Annotated in this window: 23 protein-coding genes; 8 read left to right on the top strand and 15 right to left on the bottom strand. The window is 39.5% G+C overall.

Annotation, left to right across the window (positions count from 1 at the left end; genetic code table 11):
- The first annotated feature begins 76 nt into the window (after window positions 1-76).
- Entirely contained in the window at window positions 77-229 is a 153-nt protein-coding gene (locus AC1Z3S_RS14515; RefSeq protein ID WP_461736757.1) for an SPJ_0845 family protein, read from the top strand.
- 87 nt (window positions 230-316) lie between these two features.
- On the opposite strand, the gene yihA is transcribed toward AC1Z3S_RS14515, so the two are convergent.
- From yihA to AC1Z3S_RS14540, 5 genes are all read right to left on the bottom strand, one after another.
- A complete protein-coding gene (gene yihA, locus AC1Z3S_RS14520; RefSeq protein ID WP_265459209.1) occupies window positions 317-907 on the bottom strand; it encodes a ribosome biogenesis GTP-binding protein YihA/YsxC in 591 nt (196 codons plus the stop codon).
- A 128-nt stretch (window positions 908-1035) separates the two neighbouring features.
- On the bottom strand, window positions 1036-2283 hold the full coding sequence (gene clpX, locus AC1Z3S_RS14525; protein ID WP_461740953.1) for an ATP-dependent Clp protease ATP-binding subunit ClpX: 1248 nt from the start codon (window positions 2281-2283) through the stop codon (window positions 1036-1038).
- A 205-nt stretch (window positions 2284-2488) separates the two neighbouring features.
- The gene (gene tig / locus AC1Z3S_RS14530) at window positions 2489-3775 is read right to left on the bottom strand and encodes a trigger factor (RefSeq protein ID WP_265459207.1); all 1287 of its coding nucleotides are present in this window, start codon (window positions 3773-3775) and stop codon (window positions 2489-2491) included.
- A gap of 269 nt (window positions 3776-4044) precedes the next feature.
- The gene (locus AC1Z3S_RS14535; protein WP_461740954.1) at window positions 4045-5007 is read right to left on the bottom strand and encodes a hypothetical protein; all 963 of its coding nucleotides are present in this window, start codon (window positions 5005-5007) and stop codon (window positions 4045-4047) included.
- Between the two features lie 71 nt (window positions 5008-5078).
- Window positions 5079-5372, bottom strand: coding sequence for a hypothetical protein (locus tag AC1Z3S_RS14540; RefSeq protein WP_461740955.1), 294 nt, complete (start codon window positions 5370-5372; stop codon window positions 5079-5081).
- A 449-nt stretch (window positions 5373-5821) separates the two neighbouring features.
- Between AC1Z3S_RS14540 and glmS the strand changes: the two genes are divergently transcribed.
- The 6 genes from glmS (at window position 5822) to AC1Z3S_RS14570 (ending at window position 11979) form a co-directional block, all read left to right on the top strand.
- A complete protein-coding gene (gene glmS / locus AC1Z3S_RS14545) occupies window positions 5822-7630 on the top strand; it encodes a glutamine--fructose-6-phosphate transaminase (isomerizing) (protein ID WP_461740956.1) in 1809 nt (602 codons plus the stop codon).
- Between the two features lie 137 nt (window positions 7631-7767).
- Complete coding sequence (locus AC1Z3S_RS14550; protein WP_461740957.1) at window positions 7768-8523, top strand: IclR family transcriptional regulator; 756 nt, start codon at window positions 7768-7770, stop codon at window positions 8521-8523.
- A gap of 99 nt (window positions 8524-8622) precedes the next feature.
- Window positions 8623-9273 carry a bifunctional 4-hydroxy-2-oxoglutarate aldolase/2-dehydro-3-deoxy-phosphogluconate aldolase gene (locus AC1Z3S_RS14555; protein ID WP_461740958.1) on the top strand — a complete coding sequence of 217 codons (651 nt, stop codon included), beginning with the start codon at window positions 8623-8625 and terminating at the stop codon, window positions 9271-9273.
- Complete coding sequence (locus tag AC1Z3S_RS14560) at window positions 9273-10280, top strand: PfkB family carbohydrate kinase (RefSeq protein ID WP_461740959.1); 1008 nt, start codon at window positions 9273-9275, stop codon at window positions 10278-10280. Before AC1Z3S_RS14555 ends, AC1Z3S_RS14560 begins: the two co-directional genes overlap by 1 nt.
- 25 nt (window positions 10281-10305) lie before the next feature.
- Window positions 10306-11148 carry a 5-dehydro-4-deoxy-D-glucuronate isomerase gene (kduI, locus tag AC1Z3S_RS14565; protein ID WP_461740960.1) on the top strand — a complete coding sequence of 281 codons (843 nt, stop codon included), beginning with the start codon at window positions 10306-10308 and terminating at the stop codon, window positions 11146-11148.
- 27 nt (window positions 11149-11175) lie between these two features.
- Window positions 11176-11979: a gluconate 5-dehydrogenase gene (locus AC1Z3S_RS14570; RefSeq protein WP_461740961.1), complete on the top strand. Its 804-nt coding sequence runs from the start codon at window positions 11176-11178 to the stop codon at window positions 11977-11979.
- A 45-nt stretch (window positions 11980-12024) separates the two neighbouring features.
- On the opposite strand, the gene AC1Z3S_RS14575 is transcribed toward AC1Z3S_RS14570, so the two are convergent.
- The 9 genes from AC1Z3S_RS14575 to AC1Z3S_RS14615 all read right to left on the bottom strand — a co-directional run bounded on the left by AC1Z3S_RS14575 (window position 12025) and on the right by AC1Z3S_RS14615 (window position 22434).
- Window positions 12025-13827 carry a DUF2264 domain-containing protein gene (locus AC1Z3S_RS14575; protein WP_461740962.1) on the bottom strand — a complete coding sequence of 601 codons (1803 nt, stop codon included), beginning with the start codon at window positions 13825-13827 and terminating at the stop codon, window positions 12025-12027.
- A complete protein-coding gene (locus tag AC1Z3S_RS14580) occupies window positions 13821-14960 on the bottom strand; it encodes a glycoside hydrolase family 88 protein (protein WP_461740963.1) in 1140 nt (379 codons plus the stop codon). Before AC1Z3S_RS14580 ends, AC1Z3S_RS14575 begins: the two co-directional genes overlap by 7 nt.
- Window positions 14961-15069: 109 nt before the next feature.
- Window positions 15070-15747 carry a DUF624 domain-containing protein gene (locus AC1Z3S_RS14585; protein WP_461740964.1) on the bottom strand — a complete coding sequence of 226 codons (678 nt, stop codon included), beginning with the start codon at window positions 15745-15747 and terminating at the stop codon, window positions 15070-15072.
- A 24-nt stretch (window positions 15748-15771) separates the two neighbouring features.
- Window positions 15772-16512, bottom strand: a complete 741-nt coding sequence (locus AC1Z3S_RS14590; RefSeq protein ID WP_461741066.1) for a carbohydrate ABC transporter permease — start codon at window positions 16510-16512, stop codon at window positions 15772-15774.
- Between the two features lie 139 nt (window positions 16513-16651).
- Window positions 16652-17548, bottom strand: a complete 897-nt coding sequence (locus AC1Z3S_RS14595) for a carbohydrate ABC transporter permease (protein ID WP_461740965.1) — start codon at window positions 17546-17548, stop codon at window positions 16652-16654.
- A 172-nt stretch (window positions 17549-17720) separates the two neighbouring features.
- Window positions 17721-19010 carry an ABC transporter substrate-binding protein gene (locus tag AC1Z3S_RS14600; RefSeq protein ID WP_461740966.1) on the bottom strand — a complete coding sequence of 430 codons (1290 nt, stop codon included), beginning with the start codon at window positions 19008-19010 and terminating at the stop codon, window positions 17721-17723.
- A 51-nt stretch (window positions 19011-19061) separates the two neighbouring features.
- Window positions 19062-20213, bottom strand: coding sequence for a glycoside hydrolase family 88 protein (locus AC1Z3S_RS14605; protein ID WP_461740967.1), 1152 nt, complete (start codon window positions 20211-20213; stop codon window positions 19062-19064).
- 16 nt (window positions 20214-20229) lie between these two features.
- Window positions 20230-22032, bottom strand: coding sequence for a DUF2264 domain-containing protein (locus AC1Z3S_RS14610; protein WP_461740968.1), 1803 nt, complete (start codon window positions 22030-22032; stop codon window positions 20230-20232).
- Between the two features lie 3 nt (window positions 22033-22035).
- Window positions 22036-22434, bottom strand: a complete 399-nt coding sequence (locus AC1Z3S_RS14615; protein WP_461740969.1) for a hypothetical protein — start codon at window positions 22432-22434, stop codon at window positions 22036-22038.
- 209 nt (window positions 22435-22643) lie between these two features.
- Between AC1Z3S_RS14615 and AC1Z3S_RS14620 the strand changes: the two genes are divergently transcribed.
- Window positions 22644-23711: a LacI family DNA-binding transcriptional regulator gene (locus AC1Z3S_RS14620; RefSeq protein ID WP_461740970.1), complete on the top strand. Its 1068-nt coding sequence runs from the start codon at window positions 22644-22646 to the stop codon at window positions 23709-23711.
- A gap of 120 nt (window positions 23712-23831) precedes the next feature.
- On the opposite strand, the gene AC1Z3S_RS14625 is transcribed toward AC1Z3S_RS14620, so the two are convergent.
- The gene (locus AC1Z3S_RS14625; RefSeq protein WP_461740971.1) at window positions 23832-25493 is read right to left on the bottom strand and encodes a hypothetical protein; all 1662 of its coding nucleotides are present in this window, start codon (window positions 25491-25493) and stop codon (window positions 23832-23834) included.
- Between the last annotated feature and the right edge of the window lies 1 nt (window position 25494).

Raw genomic sequence — 25494 nt, forward strand, 5'->3', positions numbered from 1 at the left:
CAGCCAACCTCAAACACAAGTATTTTATTTTGCCGCTAATCATGCTAAAATAATCATGAAGCTGGAGGTGTTCACAATGGGACTTAAATTTGAAAAAACCGACGATTTAGATACTTTGTTTGAAAATTTCGCAATTGATCCTGAAAAGAAGGTTGCGCCTAAAGAAGATATTGACCGTTTTTTGAAACCAAAAAACGAAAAAGAAGACGAAAAGAAAACTAAAAAATAAGTTTTAGACTGGTTAGCTTGTCAGTCGGCTTTTAACAAAAAAATTTGCACCAGCAAGTCTAGCGCTAGACCTGCTGGTGCAAATTTTTTATTTTCCTTTTAAATAACTTTCAATCGCATTCCAGGCTTGCTGCTTTCCTTCTTTCGTAACAGAAGAGAACAAGACAAAGTCATCATTCTTGTCAAAGTCCAGCGCCTTTTTAATCATGCTTTCGTGTTTGTTCCACTTGCCTCGAGGGATTTTATCAATTTTTGTCGCCACCACAATCACTGGAAGCTCATAATATTTTAAAAATTGATACATCTGCACATCCTCTTTTGAAGGCTCATGACGGGCATCAACTAACGAGACCACAGCCCGCAAATTATCGCGATTTGTCAGATAAGTTTCAATCATCTGACCCCACTTGGCCCGCTCGGTTTTAGAAACCTTCGCATAACCATAGCCAGGCACATCCACAAAGTGGAGAGCATTTTCAATCAAATAAAAATTTAGCGTTTGAGTTTTTCCGGGCTTGCCAGAGGTCCGGGCCAAATTTTTCCGATTGATTAACGTATTAATAAACGAAGATTTCCCAACGTTAGACCGCCCTGCCAGTGCAATTTCCGGCAGACCGCCTTCTGGATATTGCTTGGGCTCTACCGCACTAATGACAATCTCTGCATTATGTACATCCATTCTTTTTCTCCTTTATTTCTATTGTGTAAATTTTTCTTTTCAAATTTTTCAAGTGCTACATTTCAAAAAAACGGAAGTTTAGGGATTCAGGCTTGTCTCCGCAAACTTCCGTTTTATTTCAATTGATATTAGCCAGCTTTTTTAGAATCACTACTGTAAATCACAATTGGTTCTGCTTCACCGTTAGCTGCAGCTTTGGTAATCACAACTTTTTCAATCGATTCATCTGAGGGAATATCAAACATAATGTCCATCATAATGTCTTCAATGATTGAGCGTAAGCCACGGGCACCAGTGTTTCGTTCAATCGCTTTATTAGCAATGGAACGCAGCGCTTCCGGTTCAAATTCTAAATCAGTATCATCTAGCGCCAATAATTTTTGATATTGTTTTACTAGAGCATTTTTCGGCTCGGTCAAAATGTGCACCAGGTCCTCGGTGGATAATTTTTCCAAGGCAGCTGTCACAGGCAAGCGGCCGATAAATTCAGGAATCAAACCAAATTTCAACAAATCTTCTGGGATGATGTGCTGCATCACACTTTCATTTTCTCCAAGACGTTTGTTGTCTGCGCCAAAGCCGATTGTTTTTTCACCGAGACGATTGCGGACAATCGTTTCAATGCCATCGAAGGCACCACCTACGATGAATAGAATATTGGTGGTATCAATTTGGATAAATTCTTGATGAGGATGCTTACGACCGCCTTGCGGTGGTACACTGGCAACGGTCCCTTCAAGAATTTTCAAGAGGGCTTGTTGAACCCCTTCGCCGGAAACATCCCGAGTAATTGAGACATTTTCGCTCTTGCGGGCAATTTTATCGATTTCATCGATATAAATAATCCCTTTTTCTGCCCGTTCGACATTGTAATCAGCAGATTGTAATAGTTTTAATAAGATGTTTTCAACATCTTCACCGACATAACCAGCTTCTGTTAAGCTGGTCGCATCCGCAATCGCAAAAGGTACATTTAACGTACGCGCTAAGGTCTGCGCTAAGAAAGTTTTCCCAGAGCCGGTTGGTCCGATTAAGCAAATATTACTTTTTTGTAATTCAACTTCATCAGCGTTTTCAACGCCGTGATTAATCCGTTTATAATGGTTATATACAGCGACGGACAGGGCGCGTTTCGCCCGTTCTTGGCCAATTACATATTCGTCTAAAACATTTAAGATTTCACGAGGTTTTGGCACGTCAAGAACATCACGAATAGCTTCATCATAAAACTCTTCATCAATAATTTCTTTGCACAACTCGATACACTCGTTACAAATATAAACACCTGGGCCAGCTACGATTTTGCGTACTTCTTCTTGGGTCTTCCCGCAAAAAGAACAACGAACTGTATCTGTACTATCTGTGTTATCGTACATCTTTTCACCTCATTTATTTCTCGTACATACTTTTAGTTAGAGGTTTCCCCAAACTAAAGGTATCATATCACAAATATCCTAAATTAAAAAGAGTGGCAAGCTAAACTAAAACTTATCTTCATCATTCTGCAATCATAACGAAATAAAAACGTGGCACATCCGTAAAGAATGCCCCACGTTCATCTTTTATGATGTGAATAAAAAATTATGCTTCTTCTTTAGCTGTGCCAGTGATTAAATCAACAGCTTTTTTCATCACGATATCATGTTTTAGCATGTCTTCAGACAACAAGTTTTTAACTTGGTCTAGCGGCATTTGATAAGTATCTGCTAAGTCTTGCAATTCTTTTTCAATTTCTTCGTCAGTCGCTTCAAATTTTTCAGCTTCTGCAATTGCTTCAATAACTAGATTTGTTTTAGTCCGGGTTTCAGCTTCGCCTTCAAATTGAGTGTGCAAGTCAGCTTCAGTTGAACCCGTCAATTGGTAGTACATTTCAGGTGAGATGCCTTGGCGTTGCATATTGCCTAAGAATTCATCCATCGCCCGATGTACTTCATCATGAACCATTACATGGGGTAAATCTAGGATTTCTGCATTGTCGACAGCTTTTTTAATTGCTGCTTCTTCTTTAGCATCCACTGCTGCTTGTTCTTTGGTTTCAGTTAATTCTTTGCGATATTTTTCTTTTAATTCTGCCAACGTTTCAACTTCTTCGTCAACATCTTTAGCAAATTCATCATCTAATTCTGGTAATTCTTTCGCTTTCACTTCATGGATTTTCACTTTGAAGATTGCTTCTTTACCAGCTAAATCTTCCGCTTGATAATCTTCAGGGAAAGTTACGTTAACATCTAATTCTTCCTCTGCTTTATGACCAACTAATTGATCTTCAAAGCCTGGAATAAATGAGTTTGAACCTAATTCAAGCGAATAGTTTTCGCCTTTACCGCCTTCAAACGCAACATCGTCAACAAAGCCTTCAAAGTCGATGACAACTGTGTCGCCATTTTCAGCAGCAGCGTCTTCTTTAACGACTAATTCTGCTTGTGCTTCTTGTTCCCGTTGAATCCGTGCATCAACGTCTTCTTCACTAACTTCCCGGTCTTGTTTTTCCACAACTAAATCTTTGTATTCACCTAATTTAACTTCTGGTTTCACTGTTACTTCAGCTGTGATTACCCAGTCTTGGCCTTCTTCCATGCTTTCAACATCAATTTTAGGTTGTGACACTGGGTCGATTGCCGCTTCTTTTACAGCAGCTTCATATGCTTCTGGTAAAACTGCGTTCAAAGCATCTTCATACAAAGCTGCTTCGCCGTACATGCGGTTAAATACTTGGCGTGATACTTTTCCTTTACGGAAGCCAGGAACATTTAAATTACCTTTCACTTTATTAAAAGCGATGGTTAAGCCTTTTTCGATTTGAGCACGTTCAATAGAGAAGGTTAACACACCATCATTGGTGCCTTTTTTTTCCCATTTTGCTGTCATTTGATTCCCTCCGAAATATCTATTATTACTGGGTTTGCAGTCTAAGAAACGGCAATGAAATAGCCGAATTACAGCTGCGGTTTTCTCCTGAGATCGCATAAATTAGCGCCTCAAACAAAAACTTTTTTAGCAATAATTCGGGTAGTTCCTACAAGCCTTTTCCAGCTATCTACTGCCCCACATACCTTTTAAATATTACACTAAGCACCAAGGATTGTAAACATATTCGCAAAAGAAGATAGCCGAATTTTACAACTTTTGTCTAAATATTAACTTCCCTCCATCAATTGCCAAATAAACTGCCGCAGATTTTGCTTTAATTCTTGAATACGGCTGAATTCTGGAGACTCGTCAAACTGTTCTGAGTAGCCTTCGCTGTATTCTGCTAAATAGCTTTCAGCAAACAGTTGCACGCCCCCCAACGCTGTAATAGTCTCCGTTTCAAATGGAAATAAAATCGTCAGATGCAGCTGAACCTCTTCTAAAAGGGCCTGTAAAAGATCCGGCTGTTGATGTTCCAATTGTTGGGTTAAAAATAATTCTACTTTGGCTAAATCAGCTGAATTTTCTACCAATTCCAGCTGACTGGGAATAACCTGTCGTTCTTTTTCGTTAAACCAACGGAAAGTGAAGGATTCTTTTCTCTTGAGCTTGATTAATTCCTCCAAAACTTTTAAACGGCTGAAATAATTTACCTGAACATCAGTTAAAATAGTAGCCGCCATTTCTAAAAAGAAATTTAGCGGGGTGGCTATCAGTGTTTCAATAAAGCGAGCCTGCTGTTGCATTGTTAGCTGATTGATGGTCGTCAAGCCTTTGCGTAAATCCGCAAGTTTTTGCTGCTCTAATTGACTCAGATAGTCCTCTAATTGAATTAGCTGTTGCTGCAATAAATCTAGCCAGGCTTGATCTTGGTGGCCAGCAAATTGTGCTAAATACTCGTGAGCTTTTAGAAATTGTTGATTTAAAAGCAACAATTGGAAAAACAAATCAAAGTATTGCCGCTCCTGCAAATAATCCGACAAGTAATCTTGCGCCAAGCGCAATGCTTGGTGATGTTCACCAGTTTCCATCATTAAATGAACAAGCAAAAGATTTAAAGAAAAATCAGTCTCAATTTCATAGGCCTCTTGAAATAATTTTAATCCCTTTTGCTGTTCTCCCTGCTCGATGGCCTCTTTTCCCAGGCGGATAAAGTCTTCTCGGGAATTTGGAAAATTAAAAATTGCCATTGTCTTCTCTCCAGACGTTGTTTTCTTATGAAAAAAACTTGAGACAACTAAAAATAGCTGCTACTCAAGTTTTAGTAAATATTATTGATAATAATCGCCGTTTCAATTTTACCCTGGGCCTTCATTGCTTCCGCTTTATTTAAAAGCGAATGTCCACCAAACTCTTCTCCAGATAAGGGATCTTCAACAGTAAAAGCTTGGATCTTGGCAACTTTTAAGGCGTCTGGTGCAATTTCCTGCACGCTGTCCCAGCCAGTATTCAAAAAAACTTTGGTATCTTCTGCAAGCTGATGCTCTTTTTCCAAGTGAGCAATCGCTGCCTTTAATTCTTTTAATGTAATTACCGGTACTTCCTGCACCTGCATCCCCTCGACTTTCTACAGCTAGTATACCTAAAAATAACTGAGAAAAAAATATTTAAATAAGATTTTTCTCGCTTTTTTTATTTTTTCTTCTATAAAAGTATCTTCCATCTTGTTGATTAATAAAAAGGAGAAGAAATATTTCAGTATGTTAAACTTTTGTTACAAGTAGACCATTTATAAAAAAATAATTGACAATGATTTAACAAACCTATAGAATCATTAGTGTTTCCGAAAATAATAACAAGGAGGATTGGTTAGACCAATTATGGATAGCGCCAGACCTGTTATCAGGTGACGAGGAAAGAGCTTATCGAAGTTTTCGGCGGGTGGCTCTAGGGACTGCACTCTACAGATAAAGATCAAAACCTTTTCGTGAGAAAAAAACAAAGACTTTATCCGCAGCGGAAACCAAATACAATGAATAGAACAGTCGAAAGTAGGATTTGATTATGTGTGGAATCGTAGGAATTGTTGGCAACCCCAACACAACTGAAATTTTATTAAAAGGTTTGGAGAAATTAGAATACCGCGGTTATGATTCAGCCGGTATTTTTGTCGCAGATACAAACAGCAACCAATTAGTTAAAACTAAAGGCCGCATCAAAGATTTAAGAGAAAAAGTTGGAACTGAGTTAACAGGAACCCTCGGGATTGGCCATACTCGCTGGGCAACTCACGGACCCGCTACTGAAATTAACGCTCACCCTCATACCTCTAGTAATCAAGAATTTGTTTTAGTGCATAACGGTGTGATTGAAAATTATCAAGAATTAAAAGATACCTATTTAGCTGGTATTGCTTTAGAAAGTGAAACAGATACAGAAATTGTTGTGCAATTAATTGCCCGCTTCGCTGAAGACGGTTTGTCAGTTAAAGAAGCCTTCAAAAAGGCTTTGGCTGTCATCGAAGGCTCTTATGCCTTTGCTTTAGTCGATAAAGCTGATTCAGAAACCTTGTATGTAGCAAAAAATAAAAGTCCTTTACTGATTGGTTTAGGGACGGATTTCAATGTGATTTGTAGCGATGCAATGGCGATGATTGACCAAACGAAACAATTTTTAGAAATTGCAGATGGCGAACTAGTAACCCTAACAGCTGACAGTGTTGGCATTGAAAAAGCCACTGGCGAAAAAGTGGAACGCAGCGCCTTTACTGCTGAAATCGATTTGGCTGATATCGAAAAAGGAACTTATCCTTTTTATATGCTGAAAGAAATTGACGAACAACCTGCTGTTATGCGCCGTATTGCAAAAGAATACGTCACTGATTCTGGTGAATTTGTTATTGATGCTGACTTACTGGCAACAATGCAAGCAAGCGATCGAATTTACATCGTCGCTTGTGGTACCAGCGCCAACGCCGGTTGGGTCAGCAAACAAATTTTTGAAAGCTTAGCCAAAGTGCCAACGGAAATTCATTTATCCAGTGAATTTGGCTACAATCTGCCGTTACTTTCAGAAAAACCATTTTTCATCTTTTTGAGTCAAAGTGGTGAAACTGCTGATAGTCGCCAAGTTTTAGTAAAGATTAATGAACTAGGCTATCCAAGCCTGACAATTACCAATGTAGCGGGCTCTACTCTCTCCAGAGAAGCACAATATACTTTATTGCTCCACGCTGGTCCTGAGATTGCTGTAGCCTCAACTAAGGCTTACACAGCTCAAATTGCTGTGATGACAGTTTTAGCTAAAGCCCTTGGCGAGAAAAAAGAAATTCCTGAAGCCTTTGCTTTCAATTTATTACACGAACTGAGTTTAGTGGCAACTGGCATGGAAACGATGATTTCTGAAAAACATTTAATCGATGAGCTAGCTCAAGTTTATTTGAAAGAAACCCGCAACGCCTTTTACATTGGTCGCAGTGTGGATTATTACGTGTCTATGGAAGCCGCTTTGAAATTAAAAGAAATTTCTTACGTCCAGACTGAAGGCTTTGCAGCTGGTGAATTAAAACATGGCACAATTGCTTTGATTGAAGAAGGTACTCCTGTGATGGCGATTATCACCGATGCTGCGACAGCGGCCCATACAAGAGGAAATGTTCGGGAAGTTGAAAGCCGCGGTGCAAACGTCTTAGTGATTGCCAGTGAATCTGTCAGCAAAGTTGACGACCAAATTATTTTACCAAACGTTCATCCGTTATTGACACCATTGGTCAGCGTTGTACCGGCACAATTAATTGCTTACTATGCAACCTTGCAAAGAGGTTATGATGTTGATAAACCAAGAAATTTGGCAAAATCTGTAACAGTTGAATAGTATTAATAAGTCTGAGGAGTAAATTCTCTCTTCAGGCTTTTTTATTTGAGCTTTTTTAGATCTTTGTCCTTGCTCACTCTTTTCTTTTTTACCAAAATCAGCTATTATTTTCTCATAAAGAAAACGGAGTGATTAATATGGAAAACAATAAACCTTATGGCACAGTCTTAATCAAAGCTTCTTTTATATTAGATTTCTTAGTAGACAATAGTGACGCAAACTTACAAGAAATTGCTAAAGGAACAACCTTAACTAATTCCACAGCCCTTAAAATTTTAGAAACTTTAGGGAAAATTGGTTACGTTCAGAAAACCCCCGATAAAACTTATCGTTTGGGTACAAAATTAGCCCGTTATGCGAACAAAAGTTTAGAGCAGACTAATTTGATTGAACTGACACAACCTTTTTTAGAGGCCTTACAAGAACAAATTGACGAAACCATCCACTTGGGTATCCTTAGCAATCAAGAAATTGTTTACATTAATAAGTTGGAACCAAAAAATCAAGCCATCACAATGTCTTCCAGAGTCGGGATAGCACGACCTCTTTATAGTTCAGCGATGGGCAAAGCAGTCTTAGCAGAATTTTCTCACGAACAATACGAAGACTATTTGGCTAGCCACCCCTTAGTGCCTTTTACTGAAAATACCATTACCAATTCTATCAAGTTGGCCAATGAAATTGCCGAAGCTCATCATTTAAAAATTGCTTTTGATAACGAAGAAATGGAGAAAGAAATTTTTTGCATTGGAGCTTCAATAGTTCAAGATCAAAAAGTTATTGGGGCCTTTAGTGTTAGCATGCCTAAGTATCGTACTACCCCAAAACTAATTGATAAATTAATCAAAGATGTGAAGCAAACAAAAGAACAAATTGAGAATATTATGCAATAAAAGCCTTTTCACTCTTGATATTTTTTGAAAATATCGTATAATCAATTTATAGTTTCCTATAAATAAATATGAATTTCCAAATAAGAAAAGAGGGATTAGATGAAACGGGTTACTATTTTGTCGAATTTAGCGGCGGCTGGAGTTATTGCAGTTGTCCGAGAGAAAAGTCAGGATGAAGCTCTTCAAGCCAGCCGGGCGATTATTGATGGTGGCATTAAAGGCATTGAACTGACTTATACGGTCCCACAAGCTGACCAAGCGATTTCTGATTTAGTTTCCTCATATGGCGATAATCCAGAGATTGTGATTGGTGCTGGAACAGTTTTGGATGCGATTACCGCACGTCAAGCTATTTTAGCGGGCGCGCAATATATTGTTAGTCCGGCTTTTGATCAAGCAACTGCAGAAATTTGTAACTTGTATCAAATTCCTTACTTACCAGGTTGCATGACAATTACCGAAATGCAAGCTGCCTTGAAGTCAGGAGCCGATATTGTAAAACTTTTCCCAGGCAGTGCTTATGGACCAAGCATTATTTCAGCTTTCAAAGCGCCTATGCCGCAATTAAATATCATGCCGACTGGCGGAGTTAGTTTAGAAAATATGGCCGATTGGTTTAAAGCGGGTGTTGTAGCCGTTGGTGTTGGCGGTAATTTATTGGCACCTGCAGCCCTTGGAAACTTTGAAAAGGTCACAGAAATTGCTAAACAGTATGCTGCAAAACTAGCAGAAATCAGGGGAGCAAATTAATGGCAAAAATTGTTACCCTAGGTGAAATTATGTTGCGCTTGTCTTCCACAGAAGGAATTCGTTTAACAGACAGCAAACAGCTAGCAGCCCATTATGGTGGTGGTGAAGCAAATGTGGCGATTTCTTTAGCGAATTATGGGCACCAAGTGGCTTATGCCAGTAAAGTTCCAGACAATAGTTTAGGTACAGCCGTGAGTCAGCATTTGCGAAAATTTGGCGTCAATACCGCCTTTTTACTAAAAGGCGGCCCACGTTTGGGCACTTATTATATGGAGACCGGCATCGGTGAACGAGCTGCTGCGGTCATTTATGATCGAGTTGGTTCAAGTTTTGCTGAAATGAAAGCGATTGAGTGGGATACTGATGCTTTGTTCGATGGAGTAGAAATTTTTCACATTTCCGGCATTACACCTGCGCTTTCCCCTACCTGGCAATTGTTGACGCTATCACTAATTAAGGAGGCCCGAGAAAAAGGTTGTAAAATCAGCTTTGATATTAATTACCGGGGGAAATTGTGGACACAAGCTCAAGCTAGCATTGTCCTTCAGCAAATTTTACCTTATGTCGATTATTTATCAGCCGGTAAACTAGACGCATTGCATCTGCTTGGAATTCCTGCCAGCCCTGAAAACACAGAAAACGATTTATTGTATTATTACCAAGAAATCAAAAAAATGTACCCGAATATTCACCTAATATATTCAACAAAAAGAACTGTCCAATCGGCAAGTACCAATTTATTGATTGGGACCCTCTTTATTGAAAATAAATATTATGAATCACAACTCCATGAAATAAGTCCAATTGTTGACCGGGTCGGTGGTGGTGATGCCTTTGCCGGTGGTGTGATTCACGGTCTATTAAGTAACTGGCAACCGCAAAATATTATCAGTTTTGCAACCGCAGCATCAGCTTTAAAGCACACAATTCATGGAGACTGCAATCAATTTACTGAAACAGAAGTCAGCAACTTCCTAGCCGCTGGTTCCGGAAAAATAGTCCGCTGACAAAAAAAGAATGGAGAGATTACACATGCAAAACATGGAAACCCGCTACACCCACAGCCCCTCTGATATTCGTCACTTTTCGACTGAGCAATTAAGAGATGAATTTTTAGTTGAGAGAGTTTTTGTGCCAGGAGAAATCAGCTTAACCTATACCCACAATGATCGAATGATTTTTGGTGGTGTTGTCCCTACCGAAACACCTCTTGAAATTGTTTTGGATAAAGAATTAGGTGTTGATTATTTCTTAGAGCGTCGCGAATTGGGTGTTATCAATATTGGTGGCCCTGGATTTATTGAAATTGATGGCAACAAAGAACCGATGAAAAAACAAGATGGTTACTATATCGGTAAAGAAAGTCGACATGTCATTTTTTCATCAGAAAATCCTGCAAATCCAGCCAAATTTTACATTAGCAGCACACCTGCTCATCACAAATATCCAAATGTAAAAATTTCGATTGATCAAGTGGTCCCAATGGAAACTGGCGAAGGTAAGACCTTGAATGAAAGAAAAATTTATCAATACATTCATCCAAATGTTTGTGACAGCTGTCAACTGCAAATGGGTTACACGATTTTAGCAGAAGGTAGTTCATGGAACACCATGCCTTGCCATACTCATGAACGTCGGATGGAAGCTTATGTTTATTTTGATTTTAATAATGAAGATACCCGGATTTTCCACATGATGGGTAAGCCAGATGAAACTAAGCATTTAGTGGTGGATGAAGGACAAGCCATCATTTCACCTAGCTGGTCAATTCACACAGGTGTCGGCACAAGTAATTATAGCTTTATCTGGGCAATGTGTGGTGAAAACATCACCTATACCGATATGGATATGGTACCGATGGCCGAATTAAAATAAATAATCGAAAAGAAATGAGGAGAAAAAATGGATTTTAATATGGATATGTTCCGTTTAGACGGGAAAGTAGCGTTAATTACTGGTGCAGTCTACGGTATTGGCTTTGAAATTGCTCGCTCGTTAGCGGCAGCCGGCGCAACAATTGTCTTTAACAATTTAACTCAAGAATCTGTGGATCAAGGTTTAGCAGCTTATCAAGAAATTGGAATTGACGCTAAAGGTTATGTTTGTGATGTAACAGATGAACCTGCTGTTCAAGAGATGGTTTTACAAATCAAAGAAGAAGTCGGTTCGATTGATATTTTAGTTAATAACGCCGGCATCATCAAGCGCATCCCGATGACTGAGATGTCTGCAGAAGATTTTCGACAAGTTATTGACGTTGACTTAAATGCACCTTTCATCATGTCAAAAGCAGTTATTCCTGATATGATTGAAAAAGGCGGCGGTAAAATCATCAATATTTGCTCTATGATGAGTGAGTTAGGACGCGAAACTGTCAGTGCCTATGCAGCAGCAAAAGGCGGTTTGAAGATGCTAACTAAAAATATTGCATCTGAATACGGCCAATACAATATCCAATGTAATGGCATTGGACCTGGTTATATTGCCACACCGCAAACTGCTCCTTTAAGAGAAAAACAAGCTAATGGTGATCGCCACCCCTTTGATCAATTTATCATTGGGCGGACACCGGCTGCTCGCTGGGGTGAACCTGTTGACTTGGCCGGGCCAGCTGTCTTCTTAGCCTCAGCTGCCTCTGATTTTGTGAATGGACATATTTTATATGTTGACGGTGGGATTTTAGCCTACATCGGAAAACAGCCTTAGACAAACAATAAAAAGTGATGCGCCAGTTCAAAGCGCATCACTTTTTTATATTGGCAAAAATATTTTCTGGTTTTGATACTGAATCATTAGCTCACGACTTGACTCTACTGCTGATACTTGCGGCACATCAGTAATTGGAGTTAAGCCCCCGTAATGACCGCTTAGTAAAGAGTGCGTCCCCTCTGATACTTCTCCTTGGCAACTGAAGAAAAAGCTATTGGGAAATAAAACATTGGTATTTGGTTCTGGAAATACAGCAACAATTTTTTCGTACCCAAAATAAAATAGACTGGCTGTCCAACCGATTTCTGATTGGAAAGCTAACCCTTTGTCGAAAGTTTCAAAATGATAGTCCGCTGGATGTCCATTATGAATTTTATTACTAAAGCCGTTATCGGCAACTTTGAGCTTTCGCTCCGTTGTAATCTTATGATAACGAAGGTGCCAATCACTTAACGGAATCACAAAAGTGTCGATCTTAACTCCAGGCAGCGGCTGCCAGCTCTGTTGAAGAAACTTTTCATTAACTTGATAACTTTCTGTTCGCTGTTTGCTGACAAAAAAATCTGTTCCGGCTTCGGCTACCGCTAAGCAGCTATCACTAGCCGTTTGTTCGAGCCCAACACTTCCCTTTCCAACACTAAATCCAAAAAGGCTGCTGTAGGCTAGCTTACTATATTTATCACTTCCGTGAGTTTGTTTGGAAAACTGGTCAACAGGAAATAGCTGTAAGTTTTGCCCTTGTTGATTTGTCAGAACCATTTTAGCTGGCGAAATCAAGATTTTTTTTGCCAACTCCGGTTTTTTTGCTCTCGTCTGCCAAAAAGGATGCGTGTCAGGAACTGCTAAAAGCAGAAACGCTTTGAAGGACCAAAAGGGTGATCCGGGGCTATTGTAACGTTCTGCCATATAAAAATTTTCATAGGTATAACCAATGCTTAAAATTCCATCTTTTTTTTGAATTGTTTGCTCCTGCCAGAAGGAAAAATGCTCAAGAAGTATTTTCCTGATTTGATTCCATGGCAAGACCTCCGTGTTTGTATAAACGCAAGCTGACCAAAAGGCACCTTGAGCAAAACGATAAATCAAGCTGCGGCCAAAGGGAATAGCTGAGCCATCTTCGGAAAACCAGTACTTAAAGGTTTGCGCAAAGAGAGTAGCCCGCTGACGGTATTTTTGACTGAACTCAGGGTCCTCCTCCTTCATATAATGGGCGTACAACAGGCCATAATAATGAAAAGCCCAAGGAATGTAATAGTCCATTTGCTGTGGTGTACCGTCAAAATACCAACCTTCAGACAAGTAAAATTCGTCTAAAAGCTCCTTGTCTTCCCTTACCCATTCTTTAGAAAACGGTTGATCCAACTTAAAAAAGGCGACATTGACTAACAGCCGAAAAAAACGCCAATTATTAGGATGGACTTGGACTTGGTTCACTTGATTAAGCCAATTGTAAAGTTGCTGTTGTTCCGTTGAGGTTAGCGTGTCCCAAAAGATATTTTTGGTTTCAATCAGAGTAACTGCTAGTGCGGCCATCTCAACAATCAGTTGATCATAATCTTGAACTTCTCCCCAATAAGCAGGATTTTTTGGATCAACGCTATGCAAAATAGCCTCTCGATAATAGGCAAAGTCCCCCTCAGATAGAACACCTGCACCAGCAAGTGGCCCCACACCCCAAAGCAGTCTTAAAAAGCCTTCCGCCTCAATCTGGTTTTGGTCATAGTGAGTTCCTGAACTACCAAAATTCAAACGGCCGTTTCCCGGCTGCCGATATTGATGGGTTGGTTTCTCTAAACTATGAAAAAAATCTAGCAGTGTGGTGTGGGAAAAAATTTTCGCTACCATAAAAGTGCCTCTCTCTTTAAAAGACGTAATATTCCTTCAACAAAAAAATAATCTCCATAAATAATAGGTACTTGCGTTTCAGCAACTTGATGAAACGAATGGCTTGTTCCTGTGATGATGCCATCAGTCTCCGGTTGAAAGTCCGCCCATTTTTCAGTAGTAGCAAGTAAGATTTTTTCTGCCGCTTGTTGATAAAGCCTACCTTCATATTCCGGCAGCCAATTTACAAGCTCTAACATTCCACAAGCAGCGCAGAGTCCTGCACTAGCATCATACTTTAATTTTTCATAAGGTGCTTTGAAGTCGACCAGAGTCAAATAGTTACTTTGGCTCACATTGGCAATAAAGAAGTTGGCAATTTTTTTGGCAGCGGCTAAGTATCTGATTTCTTTTGTGTGATGATAACTCAAGGCATAGCCATAGAGGGCCCACGCTTGTCCACGACTCCATGCGGAATCGGCGGCAAAGCCTTGACCACCGATTTGTTCGATGAAGGCACCCGTTTCAGGATCAAAACTGGCAATATGCCCTACGGAACCATCTGCTCGGACTAGATTTTCCAATAAATTATCTCCATGAGCCATGGCAATCTGACAAAAACGAGGGTCTCCTGTTTCCTCAGAAGCCCAGTAAAGAATTGGGATATTCATTAGACTATCGATAATCGCCCAGCCGTAACTCTCCCCATTCCAAGCCCTTAAAAATTTGCCATTTAAATTGAAGCGTGCCATTAAAAGACTGGCAGCATGCAGACCACGCCGCCAAGCTACTGGATTGCCGGTCATCTTATAATTTGCTACGGCGGTATGCAACCACATAAAGCCAACATCATGGTGCAGCCCATCAAATTCAACAAAAGCCCGATCTAACAGCAGCTCACTCTCCTCAGCTGCTTCCTTGTAAGAGGGATTTTTTGTAGCTTGAAACAGCTGCCACAATTCTCCGGCATAAAACCCATTGGTCCACCAGGCAATATTTTTTTTGTTCATATCATCATACTGACCATCTTCTGCAACATAAGGAATTTTTCCCGCATTCCGCTGAAGAGCCGCTGATAATTTTAAATCAATTTTCGCAAGAGTAGCTTCAGCCCACTCTTGAATTGGTTTAGGTCGGAGAAATTCTTCCGTCATTCTATTTTCCTCATTTCCGACTTTCATATTTTACAAAAAAAGATGGTAGAATGATCGCCACTCTTCCATCTTTCAATTTCCATCCCATTTCTATGTCAGTCTAAATGCTTTAATTATTTGATGTAGCATTCTTAACTTTGTGAAGCTGTGTTGCATTCAGATAGATAATTCCCATAAAAAGAGCGGGAGTCAAAATAAAACCAAATTGCGGCTTTAACAACATTAAAACAAAAATCAGCGCAAACAAAATGACATTGACGATACTGACGTACCATTTTCTCAGAGCAAAATAGCTGGCCATCCGTAATACATCTTTAAAGGGGGAGTTGGGATTGCGAACTTGAAAATACCAGCTGTTAATCGTGATGGCTAATGCCACTGTCACCAAAAGGATGAAAAAAGGTATCAACCATTGCCCCTGAGGAATTTCAGCAAAGAAAATCATATCCGTCACGCCGATAATTATCCCAAACCAACCAATTAGCCAAAAGATTAAGCCCTTTATTCCCAATTTGCGAAAACCTTTAAAAAATTCTTTGACTGGTTCAACGTCCTTCTCTTCTTTAAAGCGATCAATCAGATGCAACAAAGCAATGGTAGCCGGACCAACAAACAAAAGACTCAAAGCAAAGAGAGGAATATTGCGAACATCTAAGGCTAGACAAACGGCAGCAAAGAAGAACGGAATATTCACCAGTGAAAACAAGAGATTGCCAATCAGCAGGATGTACACCCAGCGAAAGATTTTCATATAGATATTATTTTCAAAGGATTGCTTTTTAAACATTCCAATTCCTCCTTTAAGTTAAAGCTAATTTTTCATACCTGAAGTGGCAATACCTTCAACAAAGTATTTTTGCATCGCTAAAAAGACGATGGCAACTGGCAATATTGAGATTACAGAAGCCGCCATAATCAAAGCGTATTCTGTATCAAAGAGCCCAACAAACATTTTTAACCCTAACTGAATGGTTTTATTTTCCGTTTTGCTTAAATAGATAAACGGCCCCATATAATCATTCCAGGTATTAACAAAAGTGATAATCGTTAGAGAGGCCAAGGCTGGCTTAGTCAATGGTAAGATAATCTTACGATATATTCCCCACTCGCTCAGACCGTCAATACGGGCACTTTCACTAAGTGAATCTGGAATGCTTGAATAATATTGTTTTAATAAGAAAACACCAAAAGCATTAAAGGCTTGCAATAAGACAAGCGCCCACAGCGTGTCCGTTAAATGTAGCTGCCGCATCATAATAAATTGCGGAATCATATAAGACTGCCAAGGTACTGCAATTGTGGCAATATATGCTAAGAATAACGTATCACGGCCTTTAAAATTCATTTTCGAAAAGCCGTATGCTGCAAAACTTGAGGTGAATAACTGAATCAAGGTAATCACTATACTCAAAAATGCAGTATTTTTAAAAAAGGTTAAAAGCGGAATACGCTCCCAAATGGCCAAGTAGTTCTCCGGATGCCACTCCTTTGGAATCCATTCCATCGGCACTGAAAAAACGGCAGCATTGGTTTTAAAGGATGCTGACAACATCCAAATAAATGGAATTAGCGTAATCAAGGCCAACAAGGTCAGCAGAACTATAAGAAGGATGCTTTTAACTGTTAATTTTTCTTTTTTCTTTTTGGTCTTGCTTTTTTTATCGTGAATCGAAGCTTCCATGTCATCCCTCCTATACTCTTTCTTGACGTTGGTTCCACTTAAACTGAATTACCGTAATCGACAATACAATGACAAAAAGAATCATTGCAATAGCTGATGCATAACCAAAATTATATTTCACAAAGGCTTCGTTATAAATCTCATAAACTAAAACGTTGGTTGCACGCCCTGGGCCACCTTCTGTCATTACTTGAACTAAGTCAAAGACTTTGAAACAGTTGATGACTAACATGATAGTGACAAAGAAGGTCGTTGGTCGTAAAGATGGTAGTGTAACATTTAAAAATTGCTTCCATTTGCTTGCACCATCGATGGAGGCAGCTTCGTATAATTCCCGCGGTACACTTTGCAGCCCAGCTAAATAAAGTATCATATAATACCCCATAAAGCGCCATACACTCACAATCACGATGGAGAAGAGTGCCCAGTCAGAACTGGATGTCCAGCCGGGAGGGTTTTCAATGAACAATCTTAAAAATTGATTGATTGGTCCCATCGTCGGATGAAAGAGCATGTTCCAAACAACCGCAATAGCAACTAATGAAGTGACATAAGGAAAGAAGAAGGCAGTTCTAAAAATCTTCATTCCCCGCACTTTCTTATTCAATAAAAGTGCTAACCCCAACGAACAGACTAGGGTCAACGGTACTACACCAATCGTGTATAAAAAAGTATTTTTAAGGGAAATCCAAAAGGTATCATCGCCAACCATCTTGACAAAGTTATCAATACCGTTAAATTCCGGTGTAGAAAATGAATCCCATTCAGTAAACGCTAAAATTAAAGAAAAAATAACTGGAATCAAATTAAATATAAAAAATCCAATGAAGTTCGGTCCGATGAAAGACCAGGCAGTCAACGTTTGCTTTATTTGCAGTTTGTTTGCCTTCTTTTTTTTAATCTCCATAATTCCCAGACTGTGATTAAAAAGTTCTTGACTGAGTTTCCAATCACAACCTGCCCCCTTCCTCTATGTACAGTTCGATGACAAAAAGAACCGCAACGAAGCTAAACTATTTAGTTCATTGCGGCTCTTTATTGTCTGTCATCGTTCCGACAATTTTTACCTCTGATTGTACCTATTCCAATTCGTTGCTAACACGACTTTCCATATTGCCGATACCATCTTCAACAGATTCATCGCCAACCATGATTAATTCATGTTCTTCAGTCAAGATTTTATCTACGGCAGCACCATCTTCAGCCACTGGAAATTCAATGCCGATTGTTCCTGGATTGTAAGCCTTTTGTGCTTCGTCATCCGTTGGCATGCCATCAAGACCAAAATAAATGTCATTGATTGCATCTGTCCGGTAAGAAGGAACGACTCCGATACCAGCTAAGACTTTCGCACCTTCTTCTCCAGTTGCAAAGTCGATAAATTTTTGGGCAGCATCGGCATGATCGGCATTTTTATTGATAGCAAAGGCCGTTGGTGAACCGAAAGTAGTAGTATCATCGCCTTTTTCTAATTGAGGCATTTGGGCAATTCCCCATTGAACATCTGTTTCACCTGAAGCTACTCGGCTTAATAAACCAGCGGTATACCAAGTTCCCATATACATCATTGCTGCTTTACTTTCTTCAAATTGAGAAGAGTAAGTAACCTTTGTCGTTTTAGCAGTACCATAGTCCATTTGTGAACCAGCTTCTTGCATTGCTAACGCCCGATCATAATAAGGCGCCATATAGCTGTAATCAGATGGATCCATCAAGTCACCGTCATTTTGCACTTGAGCAATCGCTTGAATTGTTGAACGCCAAGTATGTTGATACGCTCCGTAAACACCTGCATCGCTATTGGTTAATTGTGCCGCTAAATCTTGGTATTCATCCCAGGTAATGTTTTCTGGATAATCAATACCAGCCTCATCAAACAAAGTTTTATTGTAATACAATACCCAGAAGTCAGTCCGGTAAGGTTGAGCGTAAGTTTTACCATTCACTTCATACATGTCATAGGATTCTTGAGCAGGCTCTATATCTAAAGAAGAAATATGATCTGTCAAGTCCATCAATTGGTCTCGGTAAGCATAATTTCCATAAGACAACAGATTTTTCATAGTCAAAATATCTGTGGTGTCACCAGATGAAAGCATTGTGGTTAATTTTGTATCATAATCGCTTGAGGCAATATCGACTGGTTCAATCGTAATATCTGGATTTTCTGCTTCAAAAGCTTCAAATAAAGCTTTAAATTCAGGCGTCGTTTCATAATCCCAAGTTGTAATCTTTAATGTAGTCTGTCCATCCCCACCAGAACTGTCAGAGCTGCTACTACCAGAATCTCCTGAATTACCGCAGGCCGTCATTATTGCTGCAGCAGCGACAATACTAGCTGCCGTCAAACCTAATTTCCACAATTTCATTTGTAATACCTCCAAAATTTTATTTTATTTTTTAAGGGTTGACTCCCTTAATTACCAATAAGAATACCAGCTTTGATTCAAACGCATCAGGGCTTCTAAATAGTAGTAGTCCCCCCAAATCATGCATTCATCTACACCATAATCTGTTTTTTTATCATACACTCCATGCAATAAAATCCCATTAGACTGGGGAGTAGCTGCTGTTGTATAATGCTCGGCTAAGGAAGCTAGAATTTCCAAGGCCACCATTTCGTACTCGCTATGTTTTTCGTCACTTAACGGCAATTGCCGCGATAACTCTAATAGTCCGCAGGCTGCAATTGCTGCTGCCGAGCTATCTCGTTCCTCACCACTGCCATCATTAAAAATCAAATCCCAGTAGCTGATTTTATCGGCCGGTAGCTCCTTGATAAAGTAATCTGCCACATCCTTCGCCGTCTCAAGAAAACTAGTATCACCGGTATGTATAAAACTTAAGGTGAAACCATAAATCCCCCAAGCTTGCCCGCGAGCCCAGCAAGAATCATCTGAATAGCCCTGCTGTGTTTTGCCACCAATCGGCTGACCTGTTTCAACATCAAAATAATAAGTATGAAAGGTTGTATGATTTGGCCTAACGATATACTTTTGCGTCTGCTTGGCATGAGCATAGGCGGCTTGTCGATAGCGATCATCACCAGTCATATTCGAAGCAAAATAGAGTAAAGGTAAATTCATTAAGCAGTCAATAATCATCCTCCCCCGCTGCTGAGGATCATCTAAATCACCCCAGGCTTGGATAATTTGAGCCTTAGGTGAATAGCGTTTCATCAGTAAATCAGCCGCTTGAATCGCCATTTCTTTAGATTGTTGATTCCCGTTCACTCGGTAATCCGCAACCGCCGTCAAAGAATATAGAAAACCGATATCATGTGTTTCTAAACCAATTTGTTTTTCTAAACGGTTGGCGAAGGAGGCCATCTGACTGAAAATCACCTCATCAAAATCATTTGAAGCGGTTAGCTCCTTACTTAAAAAAAGCATCCCTGGCCAGAAACTTGCTGTCCAATCAGTGTTTTCCTCAGGCTGATAAATTAAATTCTGACTGGCGGCAGGCGGTACCAGCTCTTTAAAATCCAATAAATTCTTTCTAACTTTTCCCAAAACAAACGCCGTCTGCTCCGGAAGCCAAGTTAATTGTTGTAGTTCCTTGATGACTTCCATATTATTCAAAATCCCCCTATATTTTTACTGTTAGTTCAGTCTCTCCTTGAGAAACTTGAATAGTTGTTTGATTTACAGTAACGCTTGTTTCTGGAATTTCTTCCCCAGATAATCTACCAGAAACCAATGAAACTAAAAGATGTGTTCCGGGAGCCAATTGAGTTTTTAAATATGGCAAAACTGTTAATGGATAAAGAAGATTCGTGTTTGGTTCACATCTAACTACAGCTGCTTCTTCAAAGCCATAAATACTTTCAATTTCAGAAGTGCCAATAGAGTTTTCAACTATAATTTTTTTAGCTGTTCCTTGAGGTAGCTCAGGGTCTTCCATCGGCGTTGAAAAACCTCCTTCGTAAGCGTATAACTTGCGAGCATTCTCGATTTCATGAATTCTGAGATGGCAATTTTCCAATGGAATAATGGTCGACTTTATCTGAACATCCTCCCAGGGTTGCCACTGATGAATAATCCGATCAGATAAAATTTCATAAGAGACATCCAAACTTTTCGTTCTGAAATAGTGATCATCTTCTGCGAGGGCCAAAATACTATCAAAGCCACCTTCGTAATACCAATAATTGCTTTTCGGCGTGCTGAATCCAAATTTGCTTGAATAGACAAACTTGCTATATTTCGCTTGTGGATGTACTTGATAATTGACGAATTGACCAGCCGGAAAGGCTAAAAGATGATTTCCTGCTTGATTATGTTGGTAAAAATTACGGCTTTCCTCAACAGCCAATTGACGGTCTTGAAGATTTAATGGTAAAACCTCCACCTGCCAATAAGGATGGCTTTGCGGCACCGCCAGTATAAGAAAAGTTTTAAACGCCCAGTAGGGTGAACCTGGCCCATTATATCCTTCGGCAAAGACTAAATTTTGATAATGATAACCAACAGATAATAGACCTTCCGGGGTAAATATTTCCTTAGTCAGCCAATTGTGCATATGCCGACTAATCAGCCCTTTGATTTCTCCCCATGGTAGCGCCTCAACATTCGCGAAAACTAAAGCGCTGAAAAACGAAACTTGCGAGAAACGATAGGTGAGGCTTCGGCCAAAGGGTAAGGCCTCACCATCAGAATCAAACCAGTGTTTAAAGGATTGAGCAAACTCGATAGCCCGTTCCTTGAAAATTTCATTGCGAGAATCTTCTGGTTCATACACGGTATACAATAAACTGTAATAATGAATCGCAAAGGAGATATAGTAGTCATATTGGGTATTTACCCCGTCATAATACCAACCCTTGCCCACATAAAAGGAATCGCAATAGGCTAAATCCGCTTCAATCTGTTGTTGCGAAAAACTCATACCGAATTTTTTCATTGCAACATTGACTAAAACACGGAAAAAATACCAATTATTTTTAGGAATTGAGTGGTCGTTGACTTGAATCAGCCAAGCATGTAAATTATTTTGTTGCTGTTGCGTTAGGCAGTCCCAAGTTTTAGCCTTATTTAATAGTAGAAAACTGCTTAAAGAGGCCATCTCAACAATAAGTTGATCATAGTCACGAATCTGGCCCCAGTAATTCGGATTATCGGGATCAGTACCGGCCGCAATCCCTGTCATAAATTTCGCTAAATACGGACTGTCATTTTGCGTCAAATAAGGTCCTAGCCCCCACAATGGCCTTAGAAAAGCCTCCGCATTTCGCGTCTTTTCAAAATAGACTGTGCCATGACTGCCAAGTGGCAACTGGCCAGCCAGATTATCATCAAAAAAAGTATCAAGTGGTTGCATCAAATCTTTAAAGCCTTCTGCAACATTTTGATAAGTTTCAAAAGGATTATTTCTTATTCGAGGGTTAATCATGCTTTATTCTCCTTCAATTTCGATTAAAGTACCTTTAATGAAGCCGTAATATTCACCGTATACTGTAATGGTATCGCCAATTTTTAATGGTGTCGCCTGCTGGTTAAATACTTGATATTGAACGCCATCATTTTCAATCATCAACCGATCACCATTTTGAATCTCGTCAGGATTCCCATCCGTCTTTGTGATGACGCCATTCATTTTTATATACTCGTTCAAAGGGACGTCCCCTGCTTGATAGTCTTCATTAGAAAAAAATTTAGCGGTTTCTTTCAGACCTGATACCGCATTATTACTAAAATTCTCAATAGTTTCAGATTCGGCTGCGTTCCCAGCTTGACAGGCAGCTAAGAAAAACACACCAGATAAAAAAAGTAAAAATAACAATTTATTTTTCATTTTAACCAGCCCTCCTCAACGAGTAACCGCTTTCTATGACACTATGATATATTTTTTTAGGAAAAAAATCAATAGTTTTTTGGTAAAAAAATAAAAATTTTTCTCAATCACGTTTAATCTTGATTTTTTTACTAAAAAGAAGCTATACTAGTAGCTAAGATGATGCTGACGAATCACTATCAGCAAAAACTGGATGAGGAGGGATTATTTTGGCTACAATTACTGATATTGCCAAAGCAGCTGATGTTTCAATTTCAACAGTCTCAAGGGTTCTGAACTATGATACGACTTTATCTGTTACAGAAGAAACCAAACGCAAAATTTTTGAAGCGGCTGAGAATCTGAATTATACAAAATACAAAAACAAACAAAAAATGAAAATTAAACCGCCGACACCTAAGGTTTCTGTAGCTGTTAAAATTCCTGAAAAAAAAGAGCAGTCGCTTGCGATTATCCAATGGCGAGCTGATCATGAAGAGTTAGATGATATCTACTATATGGCGATTCGTTTTGGAGTTGAAAAACGCGCCGCAGAATTAGGTTATAATGTTGTCAAAGTTTCTAACCTAGAAGAACAGAGCCTCCAGGGGATTGATGGGCTTTTAGCAATTGGCAAATTCACTCAGGAATCTGTCAAAAAGATTAATGCACTCCATGCTAATCTATGTGTTATTGGTAGCAATTTCCCTCTCGAGGACTATGATTCAATTAATACTGACTTTGCTCAAGCAACTGAGTTGGCATTGAATCATCTGTTTTCGTTGGGCCATCAGGAGATTGCTTTTATCGGGGCGGAAGAAAGCAAAAATCTTTACGGCTATCGACCTTATAAAACCCCGACGACAAACACTTATTTAGACATGATGCATCATTACAGCTTATATAAAGAGAAATATTTTATTATTGAAGAAGAAAGTGTATTAGATGTGAAAACGGGGGAAGCTTTAACGGAAGAAGCTTTACAACGATGGCAAGCTGATTTACCAACTGCTATTTTGGCAGCGAATGACGCCTTTGCTATCGGAGTCATCCATACTTTAAACCGGCACAATATCAAAGTGCCAGAAGACATCAGCGTAATGGGAATTAACGATTTATCCATCTCCCAATACGTTAGTCCACCACTTTCAACAGTTCATGCCTTCACAGAGGAGATGGGGGCTGCTGGAGTCGACTTGTTAAATCAGCGAATAACGAATCCAACTGTGGCTCAAAGGGTCTTTTTAAGTACTGAATTAGTTGTCCGTCAATCAACGAGCTATCCTAGAAAAAAATGAAATTTAGTAAAATTTATAGAATTACCTTAAAAGTTCAGTCAGACTAAAAAAAGAGCTTGTAATAAAGGAAGGTTAAACTACTTCCTTAATTACAAGCTTTTTACTTTCAAAAAAATTTTTTCATGGTCTTTTAATCGTTACAAAATGTTTGAGTGAAACCTTTGCGGGCAACTGCTGATAATTAACAGAGATTCGGTAAAATATTGATGCTTCCCCATTATGATTGAGAAAGCTTTCTTCATGGATAGTGATGTCATCAGATTCAACTTCAATTAAACAGTAAGTCTGCTCGCCGCAAAGTTGAATTTTTCGCCCTGAGACATGTGGATAATACAGCGTAATAAAATTTTCTTTGACAGTATTTTTGTTAGACTCATTGGCAAACACAAAGGAATCTGACAGCAATAATTGTCGACCTTTTTGTGAATACTGTCGCTGAAAACTGACTAGCTCAGGGTCTTGATACGTCTCTGCTAGTTCAAAGCAAAGATCCTCTGAGTTTTCAATAAGTTCAGCCGTAAACTTCCCAGCCTTTTGAACCTCGCCGTTAATTATCGGCAACGAATGGGATAAAGCATCATTAGGTTTGATTTGATAGCGAGTTGCCTCATCGAAGTAGGCCTGGGTATACTCACCGGCCCCTAAATCCGTTAAGAACATTTCAGCCACGGACCCAAAAACAAAGTGACCAATATCTAGTTGATTATGACTTTCATCATTTCTGCCACCTTTTACAGCAAAAAAAACAGCTTCTTCCAAATTTTTACTAATAAACCATTGGGAATCTGAAAAATAACACGTAAAACTTTTTTCCTCCATCAGTTCAGAGCCCCTTTTCCAGGACAAGCTTCGGGAAAGATGAGCGTAACGGTAGCAGTGGTCATCGTCTAAATGATTCCTTTGGCTTAACTTAGGAATCGCTACTTTAAAATAGTTTTGGCAAAAAGCCAATAAACCATCAGGCAAGAATGACGTGGTGTAATCGGAAAAAGGAATAAAATTATTTTCATTTACGTGGGTGAAATAAGGAAACTCAGCAATCCTTCTGACTTTCTTTGGCGTCAGTAAATGTTGATCCCCTAGTTGTTCTGCCAGTTGCACTGCATAATAAAGATAGTAGCCAAAACCATAGCCCCAGTAGCCGACACCTTCTTGACAGACCCCATCTTCTCCAAAGCCAGCTAAATAGCTAAGCATCGACTGTTCCAAGCGGCTGACTATTCGCTTGAGCTGGGGAGAATCAGGTGGCAGCATACTTAAAGCTGCCATTCCAATAGAACCACCAACTACACTACTCCAATTGTTTTCCTTAACTTCCCATTCCCATGGACGAGCCAAAAAGGGCTGAAAAATTCGGCGTTGCATTTCAGACTCGATGCGTTTTTTTATCATTGGAGATAAGACCGAATAATTTCTTTCGTAGATTTCTGCCAATGCCTGGCCAGTCTTTGCAGCGAATAAATCAAGACATTGCGGCGCATCTTCAGTAAACTGCTGATTGGCAATCGAAAGATGCGCCGGTAATGCCCAAGAATACTCGTTGCATACTTCCCAAATGATTTGCTCCAAAAAATTCAAAGCTTCTGCTTGTGGCGCAAGAGTACAGGCTAGACCCATCACAGCGAGTTGGCGTCTGCGGGCAAAATAAAGCTTCTCAAAATTTAGACGATTCCCCTTCTCTAAATAAGCTTGATATCCTGAAAATGGTAAAAAAGGAATCTCTTTGATTGCCAAATATTCTTGAGCAGCCTGTAGGATTTCCTCAGCTAAATAATTTTTCATA

The organism is Enterococcus sp. LJL90, from assembly GCF_056924355.1.

Bases quoted from the DNA above. Each gene is read 5' to 3' on its own strand.
- AC1Z3S_RS14600 (WP_461740966.1), bottom strand. From the start codon at position 19,010: ATGAAATTGTGGAAATTAGGTTTGACGGCAGCTAGTATTGTCGCTGCT.
- AC1Z3S_RS14535 (WP_461740954.1), bottom strand. From the start codon at position 5,007: ATGGCAATTTTTAATTTTCCAAATTCCCGAGAAGACTTTATCCGCCTG.
- glmS (WP_461740956.1), top strand. From the start codon at position 5,822: ATGTGTGGAATCGTAGGAATTGTTGGCAACCCCAACACAACTGAAATT.
- AC1Z3S_RS14570 (WP_461740961.1), top strand. From the start codon at position 11,176: ATGGATTTTAATATGGATATGTTCCGTTTAGACGGGAAAGTAGCGTTA.
- AC1Z3S_RS14575 (WP_461740962.1), bottom strand. From the start codon at position 13,827: ATGGTAGCGAAAATTTTTTCCCACACCACACTGCTAGATTTTTTTCAT.
- AC1Z3S_RS14560 (WP_461740959.1), top strand. From the start codon at position 9,273: ATGGCAAAAATTGTTACCCTAGGTGAAATTATGTTGCGCTTGTCTTCC.
- AC1Z3S_RS14515 (WP_461736757.1), top strand. From the start codon at position 77: ATGGGACTTAAATTTGAAAAAACCGACGATTTAGATACTTTGTTTGAA.
- AC1Z3S_RS14610 (WP_461740968.1), bottom strand. From the start codon at position 22,032: ATGATTAACCCTCGAATAAGAAATAATCCTTTTGAAACTTATCAAAAT.
- AC1Z3S_RS14540 (WP_461740955.1), bottom strand. From the start codon at position 5,372: ATGCAGGTGCAGGAAGTACCGGTAATTACATTAAAAGAATTAAAGGCA.
- AC1Z3S_RS14585 (WP_461740964.1), bottom strand. From the start codon at position 15,747: ATGTTTAAAAAGCAATCCTTTGAAAATAATATCTATATGAAAATCTTT.
- clpX (WP_461740953.1), bottom strand. From the start codon at position 2,283: ATGTACGATAACACAGATAGTACAGATACAGTTCGTTGTTCTTTTTGC.
- yihA (WP_265459209.1), bottom strand. From the start codon at position 907: ATGGATGTACATAATGCAGAGATTGTCATTAGTGCGGTAGAGCCCAAG.
- AC1Z3S_RS14595 (WP_461740965.1), bottom strand. From the start codon at position 17,548: ATGGAGATTAAAAAAAAGAAGGCAAACAAACTGCAAATAAAGCAAACG.
- tig (WP_265459207.1), bottom strand. From the start codon at position 3,775: ATGACAGCAAAATGGGAAAAAAAAGGCACCAATGATGGTGTGTTAACC.
- AC1Z3S_RS14550 (WP_461740957.1), top strand. From the start codon at position 7,768: ATGGAAAACAATAAACCTTATGGCACAGTCTTAATCAAAGCTTCTTTT.
- AC1Z3S_RS14605 (WP_461740967.1), bottom strand. From the start codon at position 20,213: ATGGAAGTCATCAAGGAACTACAACAATTAACTTGGCTTCCGGAGCAG.
- AC1Z3S_RS14590 (WP_461741066.1), bottom strand. From the start codon at position 16,512: ATGTTGTCAGCATCCTTTAAAACCAATGCTGCCGTTTTTTCAGTGCCG.
- AC1Z3S_RS14615 (WP_461740969.1), bottom strand. From the start codon at position 22,434: ATGAAAAATAAATTGTTATTTTTACTTTTTTTATCTGGTGTGTTTTTC.
- AC1Z3S_RS14625 (WP_461740971.1), bottom strand. From the start codon at position 25,493: ATGAAAAATTATTTAGCTGAGGAAATCCTACAGGCTGCTCAAGAATAT.
- kduI (WP_461740960.1), top strand. From the start codon at position 10,306: ATGCAAAACATGGAAACCCGCTACACCCACAGCCCCTCTGATATTCGT.
- AC1Z3S_RS14580 (WP_461740963.1), bottom strand. From the start codon at position 14,960: ATGACGGAAGAATTTCTCCGACCTAAACCAATTCAAGAGTGGGCTGAA.
- AC1Z3S_RS14555 (WP_461740958.1), top strand. From the start codon at position 8,623: ATGAAACGGGTTACTATTTTGTCGAATTTAGCGGCGGCTGGAGTTATT.